This is a genomic window from Paenibacillus sp. FSL E2-0201, assembly GCF_037963325.1.
Taxonomy (GTDB): domain Bacteria; phylum Bacillota; class Bacilli; order Paenibacillales; family Paenibacillaceae; genus Paenibacillus_AQ.
In genome coordinates this window covers 3635485-3655892 of record NZ_CP150154.1, presented here as the reverse complement: position 1 = coordinate 3655892, position 20408 = coordinate 3635485, and the positions used below count along the sequence as shown (strand labels likewise).

The 20408-nt window shown below is 43.1% G+C and carries 15 protein-coding genes and 1 pseudogene; 11 read left to right on the top strand and 5 right to left on the bottom strand.

Going from position 1 to position 20408, the window contains the following annotated elements; translation table 11 throughout:
• Nucleotides 1-5: 5 nt before the first annotated feature.
• Complete coding sequence (locus tag NSU15_RS16510) at nucleotides 6-869, bottom strand: pentapeptide repeat-containing protein (protein WP_042128276.1); 864 nt, start codon at nucleotides 867-869, stop codon at nucleotides 6-8.
• Between the two features lie 183 nt (nucleotides 870-1052).
• Here NSU15_RS16510 and NSU15_RS16505 point away from each other — a divergent pair, with 183 nt between their 5' ends.
• On the top strand, nucleotides 1053-3308 hold the full coding sequence (locus tag NSU15_RS16505) for a type IA DNA topoisomerase (protein ID WP_076118696.1): 2256 nt from the start codon (nucleotides 1053-1055) through the stop codon (nucleotides 3306-3308).
• Between the two features lie 84 nt (nucleotides 3309-3392).
• Here NSU15_RS16505 and NSU15_RS16500 read toward each other — a convergent pair whose 3' ends face one another.
• The 3 genes from NSU15_RS16500 to NSU15_RS16490 form a co-directional block, all read right to left on the bottom strand.
• Nucleotides 3393-4118: a DsbA family protein gene (locus NSU15_RS16500; RefSeq protein WP_076118694.1), complete on the bottom strand. Its 726-nt coding sequence runs from the start codon at nucleotides 4116-4118 to the stop codon at nucleotides 3393-3395.
• Nucleotides 4119-4221: 103 nt separating this feature from the next.
• Nucleotides 4222-4968 carry an HAD family hydrolase gene (locus tag NSU15_RS16495; RefSeq protein ID WP_042128270.1) on the bottom strand — a complete coding sequence of 249 codons (747 nt, stop codon included), beginning with the start codon at nucleotides 4966-4968 and terminating at the stop codon, nucleotides 4222-4224.
• 36 nt (nucleotides 4969-5004) lie between these two features.
• A complete protein-coding gene (locus NSU15_RS16490; RefSeq protein ID WP_076118692.1) occupies nucleotides 5005-5922 on the bottom strand; it encodes a helix-turn-helix domain-containing protein in 918 nt (305 codons plus the stop codon).
• A 162-nt stretch (nucleotides 5923-6084) separates the two neighbouring features.
• On the opposite strand from NSU15_RS16490, the gene NSU15_RS16485 reads away from it, so the two are divergent.
• The 6 genes from NSU15_RS16485 (at nucleotide 6085) to NSU15_RS16460 (ending at nucleotide 12591) form a co-directional block, all read left to right on the top strand.
• Nucleotides 6085-7239: an MFS transporter gene (locus NSU15_RS16485; RefSeq protein WP_076118958.1), complete on the top strand. Its 1155-nt coding sequence runs from the start codon at nucleotides 6085-6087 to the stop codon at nucleotides 7237-7239.
• A 90-nt stretch (nucleotides 7240-7329) separates the two neighbouring features.
• On the top strand, nucleotides 7330-8055 hold the full coding sequence (locus tag NSU15_RS16480) for an ATP-binding cassette domain-containing protein (protein WP_076118691.1): 726 nt from the start codon (nucleotides 7330-7332) through the stop codon (nucleotides 8053-8055).
• 40 nt (nucleotides 8056-8095) lie between these two features.
• Nucleotides 8096-9376, top strand: a complete 1281-nt coding sequence (locus tag NSU15_RS16475; protein WP_042132236.1) for a hypothetical protein — start codon at nucleotides 8096-8098, stop codon at nucleotides 9374-9376.
• Entirely contained in the window at nucleotides 9369-10067 is a 699-nt protein-coding gene (locus NSU15_RS16470; protein WP_042128265.1) for a response regulator transcription factor, read from the top strand. Before NSU15_RS16475 ends, NSU15_RS16470 begins: the two co-directional genes overlap by 8 nt.
• Nucleotides 10064-11521 (top strand): HAMP domain-containing sensor histidine kinase, encoded by a 1458-nt coding sequence (locus NSU15_RS16465; RefSeq protein ID WP_076118689.1) that lies wholly within the window; start codon nucleotides 10064-10066, stop codon nucleotides 11519-11521. The genes NSU15_RS16470 and NSU15_RS16465 overlap by 4 nt, the downstream gene beginning before the upstream one ends.
• Nucleotides 11522-11532: 11 nt before the next feature.
• The gene (locus NSU15_RS16460; RefSeq protein ID WP_339286788.1) at nucleotides 11533-12591 is read left to right on the top strand and encodes a GNAT family N-acetyltransferase; all 1059 of its coding nucleotides are present in this window, start codon (nucleotides 11533-11535) and stop codon (nucleotides 12589-12591) included.
• A gap of 195 nt (nucleotides 12592-12786) precedes the next feature.
• Here NSU15_RS16460 and NSU15_RS16455 read toward each other — a convergent pair whose 3' ends face one another.
• Nucleotides 12787-14010: a glucose-1-phosphate adenylyltransferase gene (locus NSU15_RS16455; RefSeq protein ID WP_339286786.1), complete on the bottom strand. Its 1224-nt coding sequence runs from the start codon at nucleotides 14008-14010 to the stop codon at nucleotides 12787-12789.
• A 215-nt stretch (nucleotides 14011-14225) separates the two neighbouring features.
• Between NSU15_RS16455 and glgB the strand changes: the two genes are divergently transcribed.
• From glgB to NSU15_RS16435, 4 genes and pseudogenes are all read left to right on the top strand, one after another.
• A complete protein-coding gene (gene glgB, locus NSU15_RS16450; protein WP_339286784.1) occupies nucleotides 14226-16160 on the top strand; it encodes a 1,4-alpha-glucan branching protein GlgB in 1935 nt (644 codons plus the stop codon).
• 51 nt (nucleotides 16161-16211) lie between these two features.
• On the top strand, nucleotides 16212-17636 hold the full coding sequence (glgA, locus tag NSU15_RS16445; RefSeq protein WP_339286782.1) for a glycogen synthase GlgA: 1425 nt from the start codon (nucleotides 16212-16214) through the stop codon (nucleotides 17634-17636).
• A gap of 452 nt (nucleotides 17637-18088) precedes the next feature.
• A pseudogene (locus tag NSU15_RS16440) lies at nucleotides 18089-19552 on the top strand (ABC transporter permease subunit); the annotation flags it as partial.
• The gene (locus tag NSU15_RS16435) at nucleotides 19539-20261 is read left to right on the top strand and encodes an amino acid ABC transporter ATP-binding protein (RefSeq protein WP_042128251.1); all 723 of its coding nucleotides are present in this window, start codon (nucleotides 19539-19541) and stop codon (nucleotides 20259-20261) included. The pseudogene NSU15_RS16440 and the gene NSU15_RS16435, both read left to right, overlap by 14 nt.
• The last annotated feature ends 147 nt before the right edge of the window (nucleotides 20262-20408 follow it).

Here is a 20408-nt window from a genome sequence, read left to right as displayed (position 1 = left end):
ATAACTCAAACCGAATACCATTGTTCAGGGCGGGAGAGTGCTGGCGGTAATTTTGTATAGTCATCGCCTTTCGCCGCATTAATCTGAGCTTGAGTTAGAAAAATACTTTCAGTTAGATTAGCGCCTCTAAGGTCAGTATCACGGAAATCTGCTCCTATGAGATCGGCACCTCTAAGATCAGCATCTCTAAGATCTGCAGCAATTAAATAGGCTCCACGTAAGTTGGCGCCTCTGAGATCAGCACCTTTGAGGTTAGCACCAATAAGATCGGCACCCCGGCTGAAAGTTCTCGAAGATTTTTTTAGTTTACGGCGAGCTTCAGTACGTACAAGTTCACTGACTTGCAGCAGCAACAGATTTATTTTTGCTCGATGAGCGTCAACATTTACTTTTAGTAGGGATTCAGGGTTAAGTAAAGTGAGTTGTTCCGTCTCATCGAGTGCTGCTTGCAGCTCAACATGGATAGTATGGGTGACTTCTAAGTTTAAAGATTCGTTTAGATACCATAACAATTCGTGTAAATGCCACATGGCCGGAAATACCTCGAACATTTGCTTCGCAGTTTTTGGATTCGTTCGCCAGTCCTCACCAGTATATGTAACCTGAGAGAGCTTTTGCCCAGCGCCAAAACAGTCATATACCGTACAACCACGAAATCCTAGTGTTCTTAAATCTGTATGTACACCACAGCGAAAGTCTGATTGTAGGTTATGACACGGCTGGCCGGCTGCTTTATCCATAGCAAAATCAACTGAAGCTGAAAAAGGCAAGGCGGCACAGCACAAACCGAAGCAGTTCTCACATTCTGCTTTAAGATAGTGGCCGTTTCTGTCCGTAAAAGGTTCTGTGAATTTGTGATTCTCGGGCACGGTTTGATTCCTCCGATTTATAATAGAGTTTACCAAACTATTCTAATTCATAGAAAAGACTAAGTGAAGTCTGAATTTTACTAGCCTTCTAACCTATCCATTAAAAAAATCCGAGGTTAATGTTATAATAGAATACTGGACGCATTTTGGACTTAAGAACGAAAAGGTAAGGAGCGATTGTTTTTGAAGACACTCATTATTGCGGAGAAACCGGATATGGGGCGGAATATCGCCGCCGCAATAGAACCGAAGGCCAAAAATTACCGTTCCTATCTTGAAGGGGAGCAGTACATTATTACGTGGGCAATAGGGCATCTAATCGGTTTGGCCGAGCCGGATGCTTATGATGTTAAATACAAAAAGTGGAACATTAATGATCTGCCCATTATTCCAGACCAGTTCAAACTGGTGCCTAATGCGCGGACGATCGATCAGCTGAAGGTAATCGGAGACCTTGCGAAACGAAGTGACCTTTTAGTGAATTCATGCGATGCGGGGCGAGAAGGGCAGCATATCTTTTCACTTATTCAACGCCATTTAAAGCTGGAGCATCCTGTGAAGCGACTATGGATCTCGGATTTGACGCCAGAGACTATTCGCAAAGGATTTCAGGAGCTGAAGGATGGATCGGAATATGAGAATCTAACGAAAGCGGCAAAAGCACGCAGTGAAGCGGATTGGCTCATTGGTATGAACGGATCACGTGCTTTTACTACAAAGCATAATGTGCTGCTGTCCGTGGGTAGAGTTCAAACGCCCGTGCTTGCGCTGATTTACGATCGTCAGAAGACAATTGAGGCGTTCTCCTCCCTTAAGTTTTTTGAGGTGGAGGGACATTTTACTCAGAATGAAATGACCTATAAAGGGATGTGGCAGGGAGATCGGCTGACTGATGGAGAGAAGGCGGAAGCGCTAGCTGCCAAGGTCAAAGGAAAACCGGGCCGGATTGAGTCCTACGAGGTCAAGGAAACGAAAGAGTATCCGAATAAGCTGTATGATTTAACGCTGCTGCAGCGGGAGGCGAACGGAAAGTACGCTTTTTCCGCAAAAAAGACGCTCGATATTGCTCAAGCACTATATGAAAAGCATAAGGTGATCTCTTATCCGCGGACGAACTCCAACTATGTTACCGAACAGAATATTCCTGAGATGCATAAGACCTTATCAGCGCTGCAAGGGACGGCTTATGATGAATGGGTGAAAGGTGCGAATCGCAATCTGGTTCATAAAGGGAATAAATTCATCTGTAACCCCTCGAAGGTCGAGGATCACCACGCGATTTTGCCTACATATCGTAAAGCAACAGGACTTAGTGCAGATGAGGGAAAGCTGTATGATTTGATTGTACGGCGCTTTTTGTCTCAGTTTTATCCGGCAGCGGAGTATAAAGTGCATACCGTGATGACCGAGGTAGAAGACGAAAAGTTCAAAACCACAGTCAAGGAATTGTTAAGCCTAGGTTGGAAGGTCATTTATGCCGACCAGAAAAAGGATAAAGCCAAGTCGTCCAAAGGTAAAAACAAGGATGATGAGGAAGACGAAGAAATTGAAGTGAATGAACCGTTCGCTATCGCTCCAGCAGATGAAGTGATCTGTAGTGATGCTGTCGTTAAAGAGAAAGATACACAGCCACCAAAGCACTATACAGAAGGTACGCTGCTTAGAGCGATGGAAAGTGCGGGCAAGCAGATTGAGGATGAAGAGCTTCGCGATGCCATGAAGGATTCAGGGCTAGGAACTCCGGCTACCCGCGCAGCAACTATAGAACGGCTTAAGAATGTAGGATATATTGAAATGCAAGGTAAAAAAATTGCCATCACGCAAAAAGGACGCACAGCTATTGAGCTGATACGTGGAGCGGGTATTGAGCTGTTAACTTCGCCTGAAATGACCGGACAATGGGAGCGCCGCTTGAACGAAATCTCCAGAGGAACGGCGTCGGACGGACAGTTTATGGAGAATGTAAAAAGATTCGCTTGTATGATCGTCGATAAAGTACGAGTACAATCTCGGGCGTCCAAAACCTCTTTTGAAGGGGAAACACCTTCTGTCAATACAGGTGCTAAAGGTCGAGGCGGTGCAAGCACAACCCGTAAAACCACTGAAAAACCTGCGGCACCGCGAAAACGTAAGGCAAGTAGCGAAGCGGAAGCTGCAAATTCAGGGCCTAAAATTATCGGAAACTGTCCACGTCCCGGCTGTGGCGGTATGATTTTTATGGGTAAAAAAGGCTACGGCTGCTCTCATTACAAGGAAGGCTGCAAATTCGTGATCTGGAAAGAGAACCATGGTCGTACACTCACGGATGCGCAAGTGAAAGCCTTGATTGAGAAAGGTCGGACGGGCAAGCTAAAGCTAACCAGCGAAGACGGTACGCCACTTGAAGGCAAATTAGTGCTTCAGAATATGGATACGGGCCAACTAGCAGTAGAGTCATAGCCGATCGGAAAGAATCTATGTACGGCAAAAAGGTGTCTTCAGCCATGTTGGATACGTGGCAGAGACACCTTTTTTATTCGCTAATTATTCAGTAGCTTTAGCTAATTGCGCTTCAATCGCTGCAGTTAGCCCTTCATAGGAGGAGTCTGGAAGTAGGACACCATTTACCATAAATTTAGGTGTACCATTAACCCCGTAGGATCCTGCAATTTTGAAGTCTTCTTTGACGTCGAACATGTAGGTATGATTCTTGAGATCTGTCTCGAATTGTGCATAATCAATGCCTTCAATGTTATCTTTGACGAAATTTAGAATGAACTTCTGTGTGGCCCATATTTTGCTCTCATCACCTTGATTGGCATATAGCTTATGGAGGTATTCCCAGAACTTCTCGTTGCTTTGCTTATAGATGGCTTCACCTGCACTTGCCGCTAGATAGGAATCTCGATCCAAGAAGGCAAAGTTCATGAAGAAGAGTTCAACTTTTCCGGTCTCCACATAGTCCTTAACAAAAGTATCCAGATATTTCTCTGACCAATTTTTGCAGGCGGGACATTTGAAATCTGCGAATTCGATAACTTTGATTTTGGCATCAGGACTACCAAGATGAGGTTGCTTTTCATATTTCAGCCCGTCAACAACAATGCTCCCCTTCACATCGGTGTAGTTAGGTAGTCCCTCAGTACTGTCCGTCTTGTCATTCAGAATAAAGACAATAACAGCGACAAGGATTACTACTATTACGCCTAAGAGCATGGGAAGCATTGGTTTGTTAGTTCGAGAATGGTTGGACTTCACGTTCTTGTTCATATCTCATCTCCTACCTCATATGGGAATTATACAAAAATAGTATAATCATCCTAGAGATAGAGTGGATATGTCATTTGTAACAATGTCTAAGTTTACGCAGCACCTAGAGTTTCTGCAGGGTAGCTGTACGAATAACAGGAGGCACCTCATGGATGGAGGAAATGGTCTTCACAGCTTGCTGCATCTCTTGCTCCAGTTCTATAAGGTTGTAACTCCATTCATTCTGCTGCTTTAGATAGATGCTGTTAATGCCTGCGGTCACTGCTGGGAGTACATCTGTACGTAACGAGTTACCAATCATCCAGGTACGTTTGCGGTCAAACCCTTGTGTAGTCAAAATATTTTCAAGTGCCTCAACATTTTTATGTTGACGAATATAGATCCGATCATCAAAGTAAGCATCCAGCTTCATTTGCTCTATCTTACGTTGTTGGATCGTATCGTCTCCACCTGTGTACAGGAATAAATGGTGACCGTCCTGCTTCAACGTATCGAGCGTTTCAACCATGCCGGGATAAGCTTCGATTTCTTGGTCGTAGACACTTAGTCCGAGCTTGTGTAATTGCTGTTCTTGAAAACGGTCTGTCGGGCGATTATATTTAGCACAAAAATAACGGTAGGTAGCGATTAGGGATTTAGGGAAATTATCGCTGGCAAGACCACTTGTGTTGACCGTGTGCACATCAATTTCTATTTGTTTGTTGCGTAATTCACTCGTGCTCGGTCCAAATTCATTAAACCAATCTGTCATCAGCTCAAAATATTGCCCTAAAATCAAATCGAAGTATTTATTGCAGTGAACCAGTGTATCATCTAGATCGAAAATCACCTGTTGTGTCATGTATTTCATATCTCTCACTCCTTGGATTTGTATCTGTATAGTGGTCTATAGGTAAATATAAGACTCTAGGAACATTTGAAGCTCTGAGGCGCCATCTGGACGAATACTGAAGCGTTCGTCTTGTTCACCTCTTAGATGGATGCGGAGTAAGCCGGCTACTCGTAGAATCATAAGGTGGTGCATGAGCATTTCTCTGGATTGATTGAGATCGGATTGCATCTCCCACAATGACTTTGGTTCATGTGCGACATAGCGGAGTAACCGAAGTCTGGTGGGGTCGGAAAGCGCCTTAGTCATGCGCAACAGCACCATAGGGGGTTCATTTTCGTCTTCTAAAGGCACATCTACAGGATACTGTACGATCACCATAGTTTTGTAGAAGCAGTAGGTGTTAATCGGACGATTATGAACAGTTGGCAATAATACAATCGTCTTTAGATCCTTAATCTCCTCGAAAACTACACCGCCTGATGCGTATTCAATTAAAGAAATGGGGTCCATTTTGCTTTCAAGCATTTTTTTCTCAGAAGCATCTTCAATTAATAGCGGTAAAATTTTGTGCTCCACATGGCGGAAGTATTGTTCGTACCAGAGACGCAAGAGTGGACTATAGCTGTTCCGGATCCGCAATGCATCTTCAATCGTAAACTCTTGAATGAGGGGAGCAATCTGCTGATAACATTCTTCTATGGAAGCGGAATCCAGATCATCGAAGAAATGCAGCACTGAGGTTGCAGGTCCTCGAATGTAAACCCAGGCATACAGCACATCATAATCCGTAAAAGGCCACTCAGCGGCTTGCATTAAAGCTGTTACCTTATGAGAAGAAATGCGATCTTCCACATCACTTATCCAGTGGGGACCAATATCCAAATTGGAGATCCATTTTCTAGTTACATATAACATAAAACTGTCTAGCAGTTCATACACCGGCGATACGTCGATCTTTAATTCGTACTCCATGTCTCATGCACCCCCAGGAAATCCGTAACATCTTCATATTATCTCTTGTTTTGAAGAGGGTTGTCCACTATAATGTTCGGTGTTTGCCAATTGGCGTTAGATCAAATTAGCGTTATTAATCTTAGGGGGATATCATCTGTGTCAGACCGGCCAAGAGTATCTATTCGCAGTAACAGCAAAATGAATTTCATGATTCTTATTACCGCTACCATAGCGGCTGGACTCAGCCAAGGAATGCTGCTTCCCGTATTATCCATTCTATTGGAGCAGAAAGGAGTTTCCTCTTCGCTTAATGGACTAAATGCAGCGGCTCTATACATAGGATCATTCGGAATGACCTTGATTGCTGAAAGAGTTCTCGGAGCGATTGGATTCAAAAAATTGATTGCTGGCGGGATCAGCCTAGTCTTAGTAAGCTTACTTCTGTTCCCCTTTTTTCCTGGCATCAAAATATGGTTTGTATTGCGTTTGCTTGTTGGTGTTGGTGATGCAGCTATCAATTATGCCGCACAGCTATGGGTACTGCTAATGACGCCTGCCGAGCATCGCGGACGAAATCTATCCCTGTACGGGATGTCCTATGGCCTGGGCTTTAGCTTGGGACCGCTGGGAATTAGCCTGCTGCGATTTGGTCAGGCAACACCTTTTATAGTTCTAGCATTTCTTTTTTTATTAATCCTAATACTTGCCGTTACAATGCTTCCGGATTCCCGCCCAGATAAAGTTGAGAGTGGAGAAAGCCAGGTACGCCGGTTTGGACGTTGTTACAGTTTAGCCTGGTTCGCCTTAATTCCTGCACTCTTATACGGTTTCATGGAAGCGAGTTTAAACAGTAATTTTCCAGTGTATGGCCTCCGGATCGGTTACAGCACGGATCAAATTGCAGCCTTATTGCCTTTTGCAGGTATAGGGGGACTGTTGTTACAATTCCCACTAGGGCTCTGGAGCGACCGTTTTGGTCGAAAGAAGGTATTGATTCTAACCGGGATTGGAGGCGGAATTGCCTTCGCATTGCTGCCGCTAGCAGGAGACCATTTTAAAGTGACTATGGTACTGCTGATGATTGCAGGTGGACTTGTAGGTTCCTTTTTCTCATTAGGGCTAAGCTTAGCTGCGGATATTCTACCACGACATCTACTGCCTGCTGCAAATGTGGTTGCTTCTTTTCATTTTAGTATAGGCAGTATTATAGGTCCAGGTATCGGCGGTTTGCTCATGCAAGTCGGCTGGGGCGGGGGGATTTTCGGTTTGATGGGCGCTTTATATATCATGTTCGGATTGCTTGGGTTATTTTTCTCGCCACGGCAAAAAATTTGAGGTAAGATAAGAACGAGTGCTCGCATGGAAATTCATCTGGCTTTCAGAGTACACTATAGATTATAGATAAAGACAGGGAGAGGCTGAACTATGATCACAGTTGAACACTTAGCCAAGGCAGTTGGGGAAGATAAAAATCCAGTTCTACAGGATATAGGCTTTCAATTAGAACCGGGTGAATTCGTAGCAATACTTGGAGCTAGCGGGAGCGGTAAGACGACTTTACTGCGCTGTTTAGCGTTGCGTGAGAAATGGGATAGAGGGAATTTTAGAGTAGACGGTACAGATATTATGGCGAGTGCCTTTACAGGTAAAAGAAAGATCCGCCGCGAGTGGGCTTACCTGGAGCAGAATGCAGAGCTCAATCCGAACCGTACTGCATTGAAAAATGTACTGATCGGCCAGTCCGCGCAAACGCCTTTATGGCGAATGGTTACTGGGATGGTACGTTCAGATGATTATATGGGTGCAATGGATGAATTGGATGCCCTCGGCCTTCTGGATAAGGCGAAGATGAAGGCGAGCCAACTTAGTGGTGGTGAAAGGCAGCGTGTAGCAATTGCGAGAGCATTGACTCATGGTGCGAAAGTGATTTTAGCGGATGAGCCGGTAACGGGATTAGATCCTAAGTCCGCAGAGAATGTGTTGGAAACATTGCGGAAGCTGTGTAAAGAAACTGGCCTTACAGTTATAACTGTACTTCCGATAGAATTAGCCGAACGTTTTGCTACTCGTCTTTGGGTACTAGAAGATGGCAGAATTAAGCATGATATAAAGGGGCGTAGGTTAACGTTCCAAGAACGTGCAAATCTTTAAATTTTGGACACGGATAAGGAAAAGAGTGATGAAGTTGAATATGAGAAGTCTTAGGTGCTTTGTAGCCGCAACGCTGACTTTATCCGTTTTGTCGGGTTGTACTTTCATCAGTGATCCTGTTTCTAAGATGAAATCCCCACAATTGTCTGCTGACAAAGCAACACTTATGGCTGCTATTAATTCACTTAAGCCAGCGGGGTCCACGTTGATTCGACCGACCAATGACGAGGATAGTACCATCTTTACTGAGGATCTCAATAAGGATGGAATAATGGAGACACTAGTGTTCTATAAGACACCTGGAGAAGCTGTAGAGATTCACGGGATGATCTTGGAGAAACAAGGCGACACCTGGGTCAAAAAGCTTGTATTCGATGGTGACGGAACTGTGCTGGAGTCGGTTGATATAAAGGACATGACAGGTGATGGGAAGCTTGAAATTGTTACCGGATATTCACGAGGTGAAGAAAAGGGGCTAGTGGTCTATAGCTATTCCAGCGGTTCATTGGTAGAGTTGCTTTCACATCCGTATACAAAATATATGATTGATGATCTAAACGGAGACGGAATTGAAGATATCACCGTTGTTTATTTTAAAAGAAATGAATTTTCGACCATTTCAATCTATCAGTACAATGATGATGGCTTTAAGGTTCTCGATAAACTTGATGATATAGACCCTTATTTTAACAATTATTACAATATTGTTGCAGGAAAAATCTCGGAGGATAAAGAAGGAATCGTATTGGATGCTGCAGTGGATTCTCAATCTGCTTATTCCTCGATTGTTCTTATGGAGAATAATAAGCTGCGTGTGGTTTTACCAGGTGATGCGCGGACTTATAAAGATCGTCGGATTGCAAGCGAAGATATTGATCATGATGGCATTATTGAAATTGGATTGCTTGAGGTACCCAAAGGGTGGGAGTATTTCGATCCAGCTGAAATTCCATACTTTACCTCCTATTATAAATGGGATGGAAAAGACGGGCTGACCTTCACAACCCAGCTATATCATGATCCATCGGATCGATTCAATATTAATTTTTCTCCAGAATGGCATGAGAAGGTGACGGTTGATACGAAATCGGTTTTGGATGAGAACCTTAAGTTCATCATGTCTGATACCGGTGAGACGGTTGCTGAGGTTGCTTTCTTTTCTCCTTCTGAATGGGACCGTGTAAAGAATGACGGTTGGGATCTTCTTGCACGTGATGCGGCTAAGGTTATCGCCTACCGCGGTAAGTTAGAACAAAGTACAACAACGGAAGGAAGTAATAAAATTGCTTCCCCTATAGAAAGGAAGGGAATAGATGAGTAAAGTACTGATACTGGAAGATGAGGAGTCTATTCGTAGTTTTATTGTTATCAACTTGAAGCGTAATGGTTTCGAAGTGATAGAGGCTGCGGATGGGCATGAAGCTCTTCACAAGTTAACCACGATTCCTGATATTGATATCGCCCTATTGGATGTAATGGTTCCAGGTATTGATGGATTTGAAGTATGTAGACGAGTTAGAGAAACCAATGAACGTTTGGGTATTATTTTTCTGACCGCCAAGGTTCAAGAGCAAGATAAAGTGTATGCTTTATCCGTAGGTGCTGATGACCATGTTAGTAAGCCATTCAGCCCGACAGAACTGATAGCTAGAATTCAATCCTTGCTGCGTCGAGTGAACGTTCATCGTGAACAGTCAGCGAAGGTCTCTTTCGTTTCAGGTCCTTTCACCCTGGATCTAATTTCCAAACATTTCAAGCGTGACAATGAAGCGATTGAACTGACGCCAACGGAGTTTTCATTAATTCAATTCTTTCTTGAAAAAGAAAATACACCGCTCAGCCGCGATCTTCTGCTGGATCATGTGTGGGGTAAGGAGTATATGGGTGATCCCAAAATCGTGGATGTGAATATTCGTCGTCTGCGCCAAAAGATAGAAAATAATCCGTCGGAGCCAGAATTTTTGCAAACGGTATGGGGACACGGATATAGATGGAAAGGCCAAGTACAATGATTAAGAAGGGGATGCGCAGGCAAATCGTTCTACACTACATTCTTGTAGTTTTTTTGGCGCTTCTCCTTGTAGAAGTTATCTTCTTGCTTGCCATCAGAACGTATTATTATGACAGTGTTTATAGCAAGATAAAAAACCACATTACCATGGCAGAGACGTTCTACCATAAATATCAGTTAGGTGGCGATAACAATTCGAACCAGCTGCAAGAGCTGCTGGATAGATTTTCGCTGAATAATACCGAACTGGAAGTATTGACCCTGAATGGGGATATGATTACCAGTTCAACTGGTTTTCAGCCTGACCGTACGATTACAACCAGTGACGTCCCAGAAGCAGTAGGAGGCAGTATTGGCCGCTGGGTAGGGCGCCAGAGTGGTACTAACGAGAGCGTTATGGCTGTATCTAAAATGTTACAGATTCACGGCCGTGATACGTATGTTCTAAGGTATCTTACTTCTCTAGAAGGCATTAACAACGACTTGCTTAATCTTACATTACTGTCGATTGGAATAGGTGCAGCTGTCTTGGCTGTTGTTATCGTATTCAGCTTCGGACTTGCCAATTCTATCGTAAAACCGCTCAATAACATTACGGCGGTTTCAGCCCAGATGGCTAAGGGCAGATTTAATGTGCGAATTAAGGGGAATTACAAGTTTGAGATTGGTGATTTAGCTTCAACGCTGAATTATATGGCTCAAGAAATTGTGCGAAGCAATCAAATTAAGGATGATTTTATTTCTTCTATTTCACATGAGCTACGAACACCACTTACGAGTATCAAGGGCTGGAGTGAGACATTGATCTCTGGCGGCTATGATCCGGAGGAGACGAAGCTTGGTGTAAGTATTATTTCTAAAGAAAGTGAACGACTGATTGGTCTAGTGGAGGAGATTCTCGACTTTTCAAAGCTGCAGCAGAACCAAATGAAGCTATCCATTGGGATTGTTGACGTGAAAGTGTTACTTCAGGAGACGATACTGAATATTTGGGCTAAGGCGGAGAAGAAGCGTATCCACTTGCTTCTGGAATGTGAAGATGGGATCTATGTTAAAGGCGATGCTAATCGTCTAAAGCAAGTGTTCTTGAATCTGGTAGATAATGCTGTGAAGTTTTCCCATGAGGACTCCAGTATAGAATTGTCTGCGAAGAGACTGTCCTCAACTGAGACTGCTATCATGGTTCGTGATAGTGGAATTGGGATTAGTGAAGCGCATATCTCCAGAGTTAAAGACCGATTCTTTCAAGTGGATGCACTCAATGGGGGAACTGGCTTGGGGTTAGCGATCTCACAGCAGATTGTAGAACTTCATAATGGGACACTGGATATGGTAAGTGAGCTTGGAAAAGGGACGGAAGTTACCGTAATCTTACCACTTACTGAGAAACCACCTGAGGTCGTTTCAGATCAAGTAGTGCCAAATCAAGCTATATTACCTGATTCAGATGTCTAGGAGGTATGGAAATGGATGTCTTGGGGAACTCAATTAGGATTGTTCGCGGAGAACCCGACCGGACAGGTGATATCTTAAGTTTACTGCAGGAAGCAGCAAATTGGATGGAGTTAAACGGGATTAAACAATGGACTCCAGGACAATTCAATGAGTCTGATATTGCAGGTTATTTTAACGACAGGCATGTTTATCTTGCGCTTGACGATGATGTTGTAGTTGGAATGTTCACGTTACAATTCACTGACCCTCAATACTGGGGAGATAAAAATGATGAGGCCTATGCTTATTTGCATAGGCTGGCTGTAGCGGGTACACATCGCAGTCAGGGACTTGGGAAGCATATGCTTATGTATGCTGTGGTGCTAGCTAAAGAACTTGGGTGCAGAGGACTCAGATTTGATACCGTCGCACACAACATTAAACTCAATCGTTATTATCAAAGCATGGGTTTTCATTACATGGGCACTAACGATATGGGAAATGGTCGTTTAGTGAACCTTTATGAGCATTTTGAGGAGATCCCTGATCCCGATCGTCTGATTCTTAGATTTATGTCTGAATCGGACTTTGAACACTTGAAACGATGGAGTGTTTCACCTGATTATCTGAAGCAGTGGGCTGGACCTTCACTAACCTTCCCTCTTGACGATGACCAGCTTACTAAGTATTTGAGTGGAGCTAATCATCCAGCGAATTCTGACCGCATGATCTTTTGTGCGGTGCATGAAGCTACTCTAGAGGTCGTGGGTCATATCAGCTTTTCAACCATAGACCGTTCTAATCGATTTGCACGAATAGGTAGGGTAGTTGTAGATCCCGATTGTCAGGGTAGAGGCTTTGGAACAAGGATGATGAATGAAATGCTTCGGATCGGATTTGAGAGCTTGGGGATGCGTAGACTTTCCTTAGGTGCGTTTGCTTTCAACACTGTTGCTTTGAAAACTTACGAAGCCGTGGGCTTTAAGCGGGAGGGCGTTCAACGTGAGGCAGCGCTGTTTGGGGATCAATATGTAGATTGTGTGGAAATGAGCATGTTAGATAGAGAATGGACAGCACTTCAAAATTCATAAGATTAACCTCTAACAACCGAAGGGGCTGTTGCTCTGGTCATGATCGACCAGGACAACAGCCCCTTTTTATAAATATAAGAATATATAAGTTTCACACTATACATTATCCTTATATTTCTCGCATAAACGCTTACCGTCCATTTGGGACGCCGAAGGCGTTTTTGCTTGATAAAGTATTTTTCTATATAATGGTTTTTATGAAGGGAGAACTTCCCGTAGACGTCCTGTCTTCTCATAAACATCCTGAAATAGACGGGAGGGTTGGTTTCGAACCGCTGGCTTTGGAGCTACGGTCTCATAAGGCCCAACGACTACAATATTATTTATACTTCCTTTGATGACAGTTCCATCTTTAATAATTGCACCTTCGCCAATAATGGCATTTTCAATCTGTACTCCACGCCCAATGCGGACGCCAGGCATAATAACACTTTGTTTAATCTGGCTCATTTTGCCGATTTCTACACCGTTGAAGATTACAGAACGTTGTAAGCTGCCTTCTTGTGTGCAGAATTCATTCACGATTGAGTCCGTTGATGGGATCTGAACACGTGGTTTATGGACAGCAAGCTTAGTCCGGCGGATCCGGCTGTACATCGGCCAATGTGCTTTGTCGAGCTTCATGCCATTGTTTTTTTGCAGAAGGTCCATGTGTGCTTCCCAGAGACTACCCACAGTTCCAACATCTCTCCAGTATCCTTTGAAGCGGTAAGCGAATAAATCATCATTCTGATCAAGCATCGTTGGTATAACATCTTTACCAAAGTCATGACTGGAATTCGGATTAGCTGCATCCCGCAACAAGTGCTCCTTCAGATAAGCCCACTCAAACAGGTAAATACCCATGGAAGCCAAATTACTTTTAGGTACTTTAGGTTTTTCCGCAAACTCAGAAATTTTTAGTTCATCATTTACGTTCATTACGCCAAAACGACTGGCTTCATCCCACGGTACCTCCATTACGGAGATGGTGGCTTTTGCAGCTTTCCCTACATGATATTCTAGCATTTTCCGATAATCCATATGGTAAATATGGTCACCGGATAGAATGAGTACATGTTCTGGATTGCAGCTATCGATATATTCAATGTTCTTATAAATCGCATCAGCAGTTCCTGTATAGCTATCTCTGCCTTCAACACCGGAAGGAAGCAGGGTGACGCCTTTGTCCTTTTGACTATGTAAGCCCCAGGGTTCACCTTCTCCGATGTGATCATGCAAGGATTCAGCTTCATACTGTGTCAGGACACCTACTGTATCAATTTTGGAATTTACACAATTACTTAGTGGGAAATCAATAATTTTGTACTGTCCACCGAAAGGGACTGCAGGCTTAGCCATACTGGAAGTTAAGGGAGCCAATCTGCGGCCTTCCCCTCCTGCCAAGAGCATGGCGATACAATCTTTTTTGTTATTCATTTGTTATCCCTCCCATTATTTTGTCAATGCTTGTAATATAAACTTACGACAAGCACTTGAAACGACATAGGTGAAGTATATTGCTGTGTAAAAAGAAAAATTACAATTAATATTTCTTTATCAGAAAATCTTTTGTTTTCACATCAAATCATTTTCAAAATGGTAATATTCGGTTAATGTAATAGGTACAAGCATTCAAAAAAGGTGGTGTAGAATTGGCTGAAATAGCAACAATCGATACCCTTCCGTCAGCTGCTGATATTTATTTGTTCCATGAGGGCACCAATTATCGCAGCTATTCTATGCTGGGTGCGCACACTGCCGCTGAAGAAGGCGTTACGGGCGTGCGCTTTACCGTGTGGGCTCCTCATGCGACATATGTAGGACTAGCTGGTGATCATAACGGCTGGGATGGAACACAGGACATGGACTCGTTATATAAGATACCCGATTCAGGATTTTGGAGTCGTTTTTTTCCGGGAATAGAGCCGGGAACTTTTTACAAATACAGGATTGTTGCCAGTGATGGCTCAAGCTTCCTTAAAGCTGATCCATTTGCCTTCAAAGCTGAGGTTCGCCCGGCGACTGCATCCGTTGTTACGGATCTCAGTGGTTACCGATGGGGGGATGCGGTATGGCGGAGAAAGAGTAAAGCTCCATATCATCAACCGATGAACATTTATGAGATGCATTTTGGAACTTGGCGTCAAAAAGAAGACGGAGAATTTTATAGCTATAAAGAAATGAGTGAATTATTAATTCCTTATTTGGTGGAAATGGGCTATACCCATGTTGAGTTTATGCCTCTAGCGGAGCATCCATACGATTTATCTTGGGGCTATCAAGGAACGGGGTATTTCGCGGCGACGAGTCGATATGGTGAACCCCACGAGTTGATGTATTTAATCGATCATCTGCATCAAGGTGGAATAGGTGTGATTCTGGATTGGGTTCCGGCTCATTTTGCAAAGGATGCTCACGGTTTAAGAATGTTTGATGGTTCACCGCTTTATGAATATGCAGATCCGATGTTGGCGGAAAAACCAGGCTGGGGAACTCTTTCCTTTGATTTCAGCAAGCCAGAGATTTCTTCGTTTCTCATCTCAAACGCACTCTTTTGGTTTGAGTATTATCATATTGACGGGATGCGTGTAGATGCGGTTACCAGCATGCTTCGTCTCGATTTTGAAAAGCAGGCTCATCAATATCGGCGGAATGTGAATGGTGGTCTTGAGAATTTAGAGGCCATTAAGTTTATTCAGAACCTGAATAAAGCGATATTTCAGTATTTTCCTAAAGCATTGATGATGGCAGAAGAATCCAGTGCTTGGCCGGGAGTTACTGCACCCGCTCATGAAGGTGGCCTAGGTTTCAATTACAAATGGAATATGGGATGGATGAATGATACATTGGGCTACATAGAACATGATTTCTGGGGGCGTCCATATCATCATAATTTATTAACTTTCCCAATATGTTATGCTTATGCCGAAAATTATGCATTACCGCTATCGCATGATGAGGTTGTACATGGCAAGAAGTCGTTGCTCGATAAAATGCCGGGTTCTTATGAACAAAAGTTCGCAGGACTTAGGCAGTTGCTTGGTTATCAAATATCCCATCCCGGAAAGAAACTCCTGTTTATGGGGGGAGAATTTGGTCAATTTATCGAATGGAAGGATCAGGAACAGCTGGATTGGCTGCTGCTGGACTATGAGAGCCATCGCGGCATGCTAGCCTATACTGCTGCTCTTAATAAATTGTATCGCTCGGAGAAAGCTCTGTGGGAGCTTGACCATTCTCAAGAGGGTTATCAATGGATTGATGCAGATGACAATGAGCAAAGCGTAATTTCATATATGCGTAAAGGTAAGAAGCCTGGAGATACCTTACTGTTTATCATCAATTTTCAACCTGCCCAGCGTCAACAGTATCGTATAGGTGTCCCACGTCAAGGGACTTATGAAGAAATCTTTAGCTCGGAAGATGTAGCATTCGGAGGCTCGGGTATACACAATGTACCTCAGAAGAGCAAAAAGCTGGAATGGCATAATCAGGTGAATAGCATAGAGCTAACATTACCGCCTCTTAGCTTCCTAGTGTTTAAGAAAACAGCACGAGTGGGTAAGAGTAAAGAGGCAAATGAGTAATAGTTCAAAGCAAGTATAGAGAATCCGTACACTTTAAAGGGGGAAATAATCATGAAAGTTTTATTTGCCGCAGCTGAAGCTCATCCATTTATCAAAACGGGTGGCCTGGCCGATGTCATTGGGGCATTACCTAAAGCGCTGAAGGGTGCCGGGGTGGATGTACGAGTGATTTTGCCTAAATATCGTGGGATTCCTGAAAAGTTTACTTCGAAAATGGAACATTTAACGGAAGTTTATGTGCCAATCGGCTGGCGTAATCAATACTGTGGGATCGAACATATGGTTTATGACGGTATTCCGGTATACTTTATCGACAATGAGTACTATTTTGGGCGGGACGGAATTTACGGATATATGGATGATGGTGAACGCTTCGCGTTTTATAATCGTGCGGTGCTGGAGTGCCTACCGGCTATTGATTTTCAGCCTGATGTCTTGCATTGCCATGATTGGCATGCGGCTGTGATCCCAATGCTGCTTCAGGGACATTATCGACACAATCCATTTTACAGCGAAATGCGAAGTGTATTTACTATACATAACCTGTTGTATCAGGGAGTGTTTCCTTATGAGGTGCTTGGTGAGCTATTAGGTCTGGACAGCAGTTATTTTGGAGGCGTGGAGTATTACGGGAATGTGAATTTCTTAAAAGGTGGCATTGTATACAGCGATCGTGTCACCACCGTTAGTCCAACCTACTCAGAAGAAATCCGGACCCCATATTATGGTTATGGGCTGGATGGATTGTTGAATGCGAGAGCGGATGTGTTAAGCGGTATTGTGAATGGGATTGATACGAAAAGTTATAACCCTGCAACAGATACAAGTCTTGTTACCCGTTATCGTTCTAATCTGGCTAAGAAAGCGGAGAACAAGCTAGCCCTGCAAGAGGAATTAGGATTACCTGTGGATGCTAATATCCCTATGGTTGCGATGGTTACTCGTCTTGTGGATTCCAAAGGCTTAGATCTGCTTACTCGAGTATTGGATGAGCTACTCTATAATGATGACATTCAATTTGTTCTGCTGGGAACGGGGGATGAGTCCTATGAGCGTTGGTTCAAGGAGGCAACTTGGCGTTATCCAACAAAGTTATCTTCACAAATCCTGTTTAATGATGCACTCTCACGCAAAATATATGCCGCTAGTGATATCTTTCTCATGCCTTCCAAGTTTGAACCTTGTGGGATCAGTCAACTTCTCGCATTGCGTTACGGAAGCATACCAGTAGTTCGGGAAACGGGTGGTTTAAATGACACTGTCCAAGCTTACAATGAAGAATCCGGTGAAGGTAATGGCTTCACATTCAGCAACTACAATGCCCACGATATGATGTTTACGCTTCGCCGGGCGATCTCTTTATTTAAGCAGCCTGAACACTGGAAAAAGATTACGAAAAACGCGTTCGCTGGCGATTACAGCTGGAATGTATCCGCTCAGCAGTACATTGATATTTATAATGAAATTACGGATTAAAGGTTTATCCTATTCTCTAACAGTTTAATAAGGAGTACTCTTGAAGTTTTACTCATACTTCAGGAGTACTCTTTTTTATGGGAATAATGGAGACCTAGCCGCATGATTTGGTTAAGTTAGGGAATAGTAAAAATGTATAAAATTATATAAAATTTGAATAAATGTTGAATAATTATTTTCTGAACAATGAATCATTTGCTTTGAAACCCATTAAAAGGAAGTTATTGTCACAATTATGCCTTTGCATATTCATGCGTTCTGATTTATAATAAGTCGGTCAAAGAGACAACTTGGATTTTTTTCATAAGAATAGGGGAGATATAGAAATGAACAAATGGGGTAAACTTGGTTTAGGTATGATATTAGCGGTAGGTCTGTTGTCAGGCTGCGGTCAAAATAAAAATGATAATGATACCGCTGCAACTGGTAATGCTAATTCCGGTGGGGCTACTAAGAAGCTTACAATGGGAACAAGTGCTGATTTTCCTCCATACGAATTCCATAAAGTAGTAGACGGTAAAGATACTATCGTGGGCTTCGATATCGATATTGCTAAGGAAATTGCTGCTGATATGGGCGCTGAACTTGTAATTAAGGACTTGCCATTCGATTCACTGCTAAACGAATTGTCCAGCGGAAGAGTAGATATTGTAATTTCTGGACTGAGCCCAACTGAAGAACGTAAAAAGGCAGTTGACCTTTCAGACATTTATTACAAAGCTGAACAAGCCATTGTTGTGCGCGAAGCAGATAAAGATAAATACGCCACTATGGACGCTGTAAAAGGTACGAAAATTGGTGTGCAGACTGGATCGATTCAAGAAGAAATCGCTAAAGGGATAGAGGGAGCTAAGATCACTTCTCTTGGTAAAATCTCCGAAATCGTTCTACAATTGCAATCCAATCGTGTAGATACTGCTATCATTGAAGGACCTGTCGCCAAATCATTCGTTAAGAATGTTCCTGGTCTTGTAATTACTGATGCTAAGCCGGAAGTTGAAGACGATGGTTATGCAATTGGTATTAAGAAAGGCAATAAAGAGCTTTTGGATCAAGTAAACAGCACACTGACACGTTTAAACTCAGAAGGTAAAATTGATGAGTATGTGACGGCAGCTAGTGAGCTTGCAGATAGCACGAAGTAAAGAAACAACGGATATTATTTAAGTCTGCTAAAGTAAATTGTATGTGTATACAGAAAATAGCGGCAGTAGCTATTTTCTATTTTTTTGGAGATGGGAGGATAGGTTATGGATATTACTTTATTTAAAATGGCTTATGATTATCGTGATTTTTTCCTGACCGGTTTGCAGTATACTTTGTTACTTGCCGTTCTGGGTGTCTTCTTTGGTTTTATTCTAGGAATTATCGTTTCATTGCTGCGTATGTCCAAATGGGGTGTGCTTCGCTTCTTGGCAACAGCCTGGGTAGAATTCCTTCGTGGCACGCCTATGCTTGTACAACTTTTCCTAATCCACTATGGATTGGCTACGTTCGGTATTGAGTTTACACCGATTCAGTCAGGGGCAATCACTTTATCCATTAACAGTTCTGCTTACCTTGCAGAGATTTTCCGTGCTGGGATACAGGGGGTAGATCGCGGACAAATGGAGGCAGCCCGTTCGCTTGGAATGAAGCAAGGGATGACTATGCGTCATATTATTCTCCCTCAGGCACTGAAAAGTGTTCTTCCGGCAATCGGAAATGAATTCATCACCATTATCAAGGAATCATCGATTATTTCTTTTATCGGCGTTACGGATTTGATGTTTCAAGCCCGTACGGTTACAACGATTTCATACGATGGTATGACACCACTGGTAATAATCGCATTTATGTACTTTGTACTGACATTTACGCTATCCAAGATCCTTGGCAGATTGGAAAGGAGGCTGAATACCGATGATCGCCGTTAAGAACTTGCAAAAAAATTATGGGAAGCTGGAAATTCTCAAAGGGATTGACTTGGAGATTCATAAGGGTGAGGTCGTCGTCGTGATCGGACCGAGTGGATCGGGTAAAAGTACCTTCCTGCGTTGTTTGAATTTACTGGAGCAGCCAACAGGTGGCGAAATCACGTTTGAAGGTGAATCGATTACCTCTAAAAAACATGATATTAATGTCACACGTGAGAAGATGGGAATGGTATTTCAGCAGTTTAACCTCTTTCCTCATAAAACAGTTCTGCAAAATATTACTCTCGCACCCATTAAGGTGAGAAAGCAGCAGCAGGCTGAAGCAGATAAATTTGCAATGGAGTTACTGAAAACTGTAGGGCTGGAAGATAAGAAGGATGCTTATCCAGCTCAGCTATCCGGAGGACAGAAGCAGCGGATCGCGATTGCCCGTGCGCTGGCAATGCAGCCCCATGTGATGCTCTTTGACGAGCCAACCTCAGCACTTGACCCAGAAATGGTCGGTGAGGTGCTGGAGGTTATGAAGAAGCTTGCAGAAGATGGGATGACAATGGTCATTGTTACGCATGAGATGGGCTTTGCCCGCGAAGTGGGCGACCGTATTCTATTTATGGATGGTGGCGTCATTGTAGAGCAGGGTACACCGGCACAAGTCTTCGGGAATCCTCAACATGCACGTACGCAGGATTTTTTAAGTAAAGTGTTATAATAAGTTAAATTACAGCGGCACTCGGACAAGTTATCCGGGCGCCGCTTTATTTTTTTAACAGTTGCGTTAATTGAGGATATAATGGACTGAGTTCATTTATTTATGTAAACCATGTATAATAGATGGTCAATCAACTTGAAAAGGAGT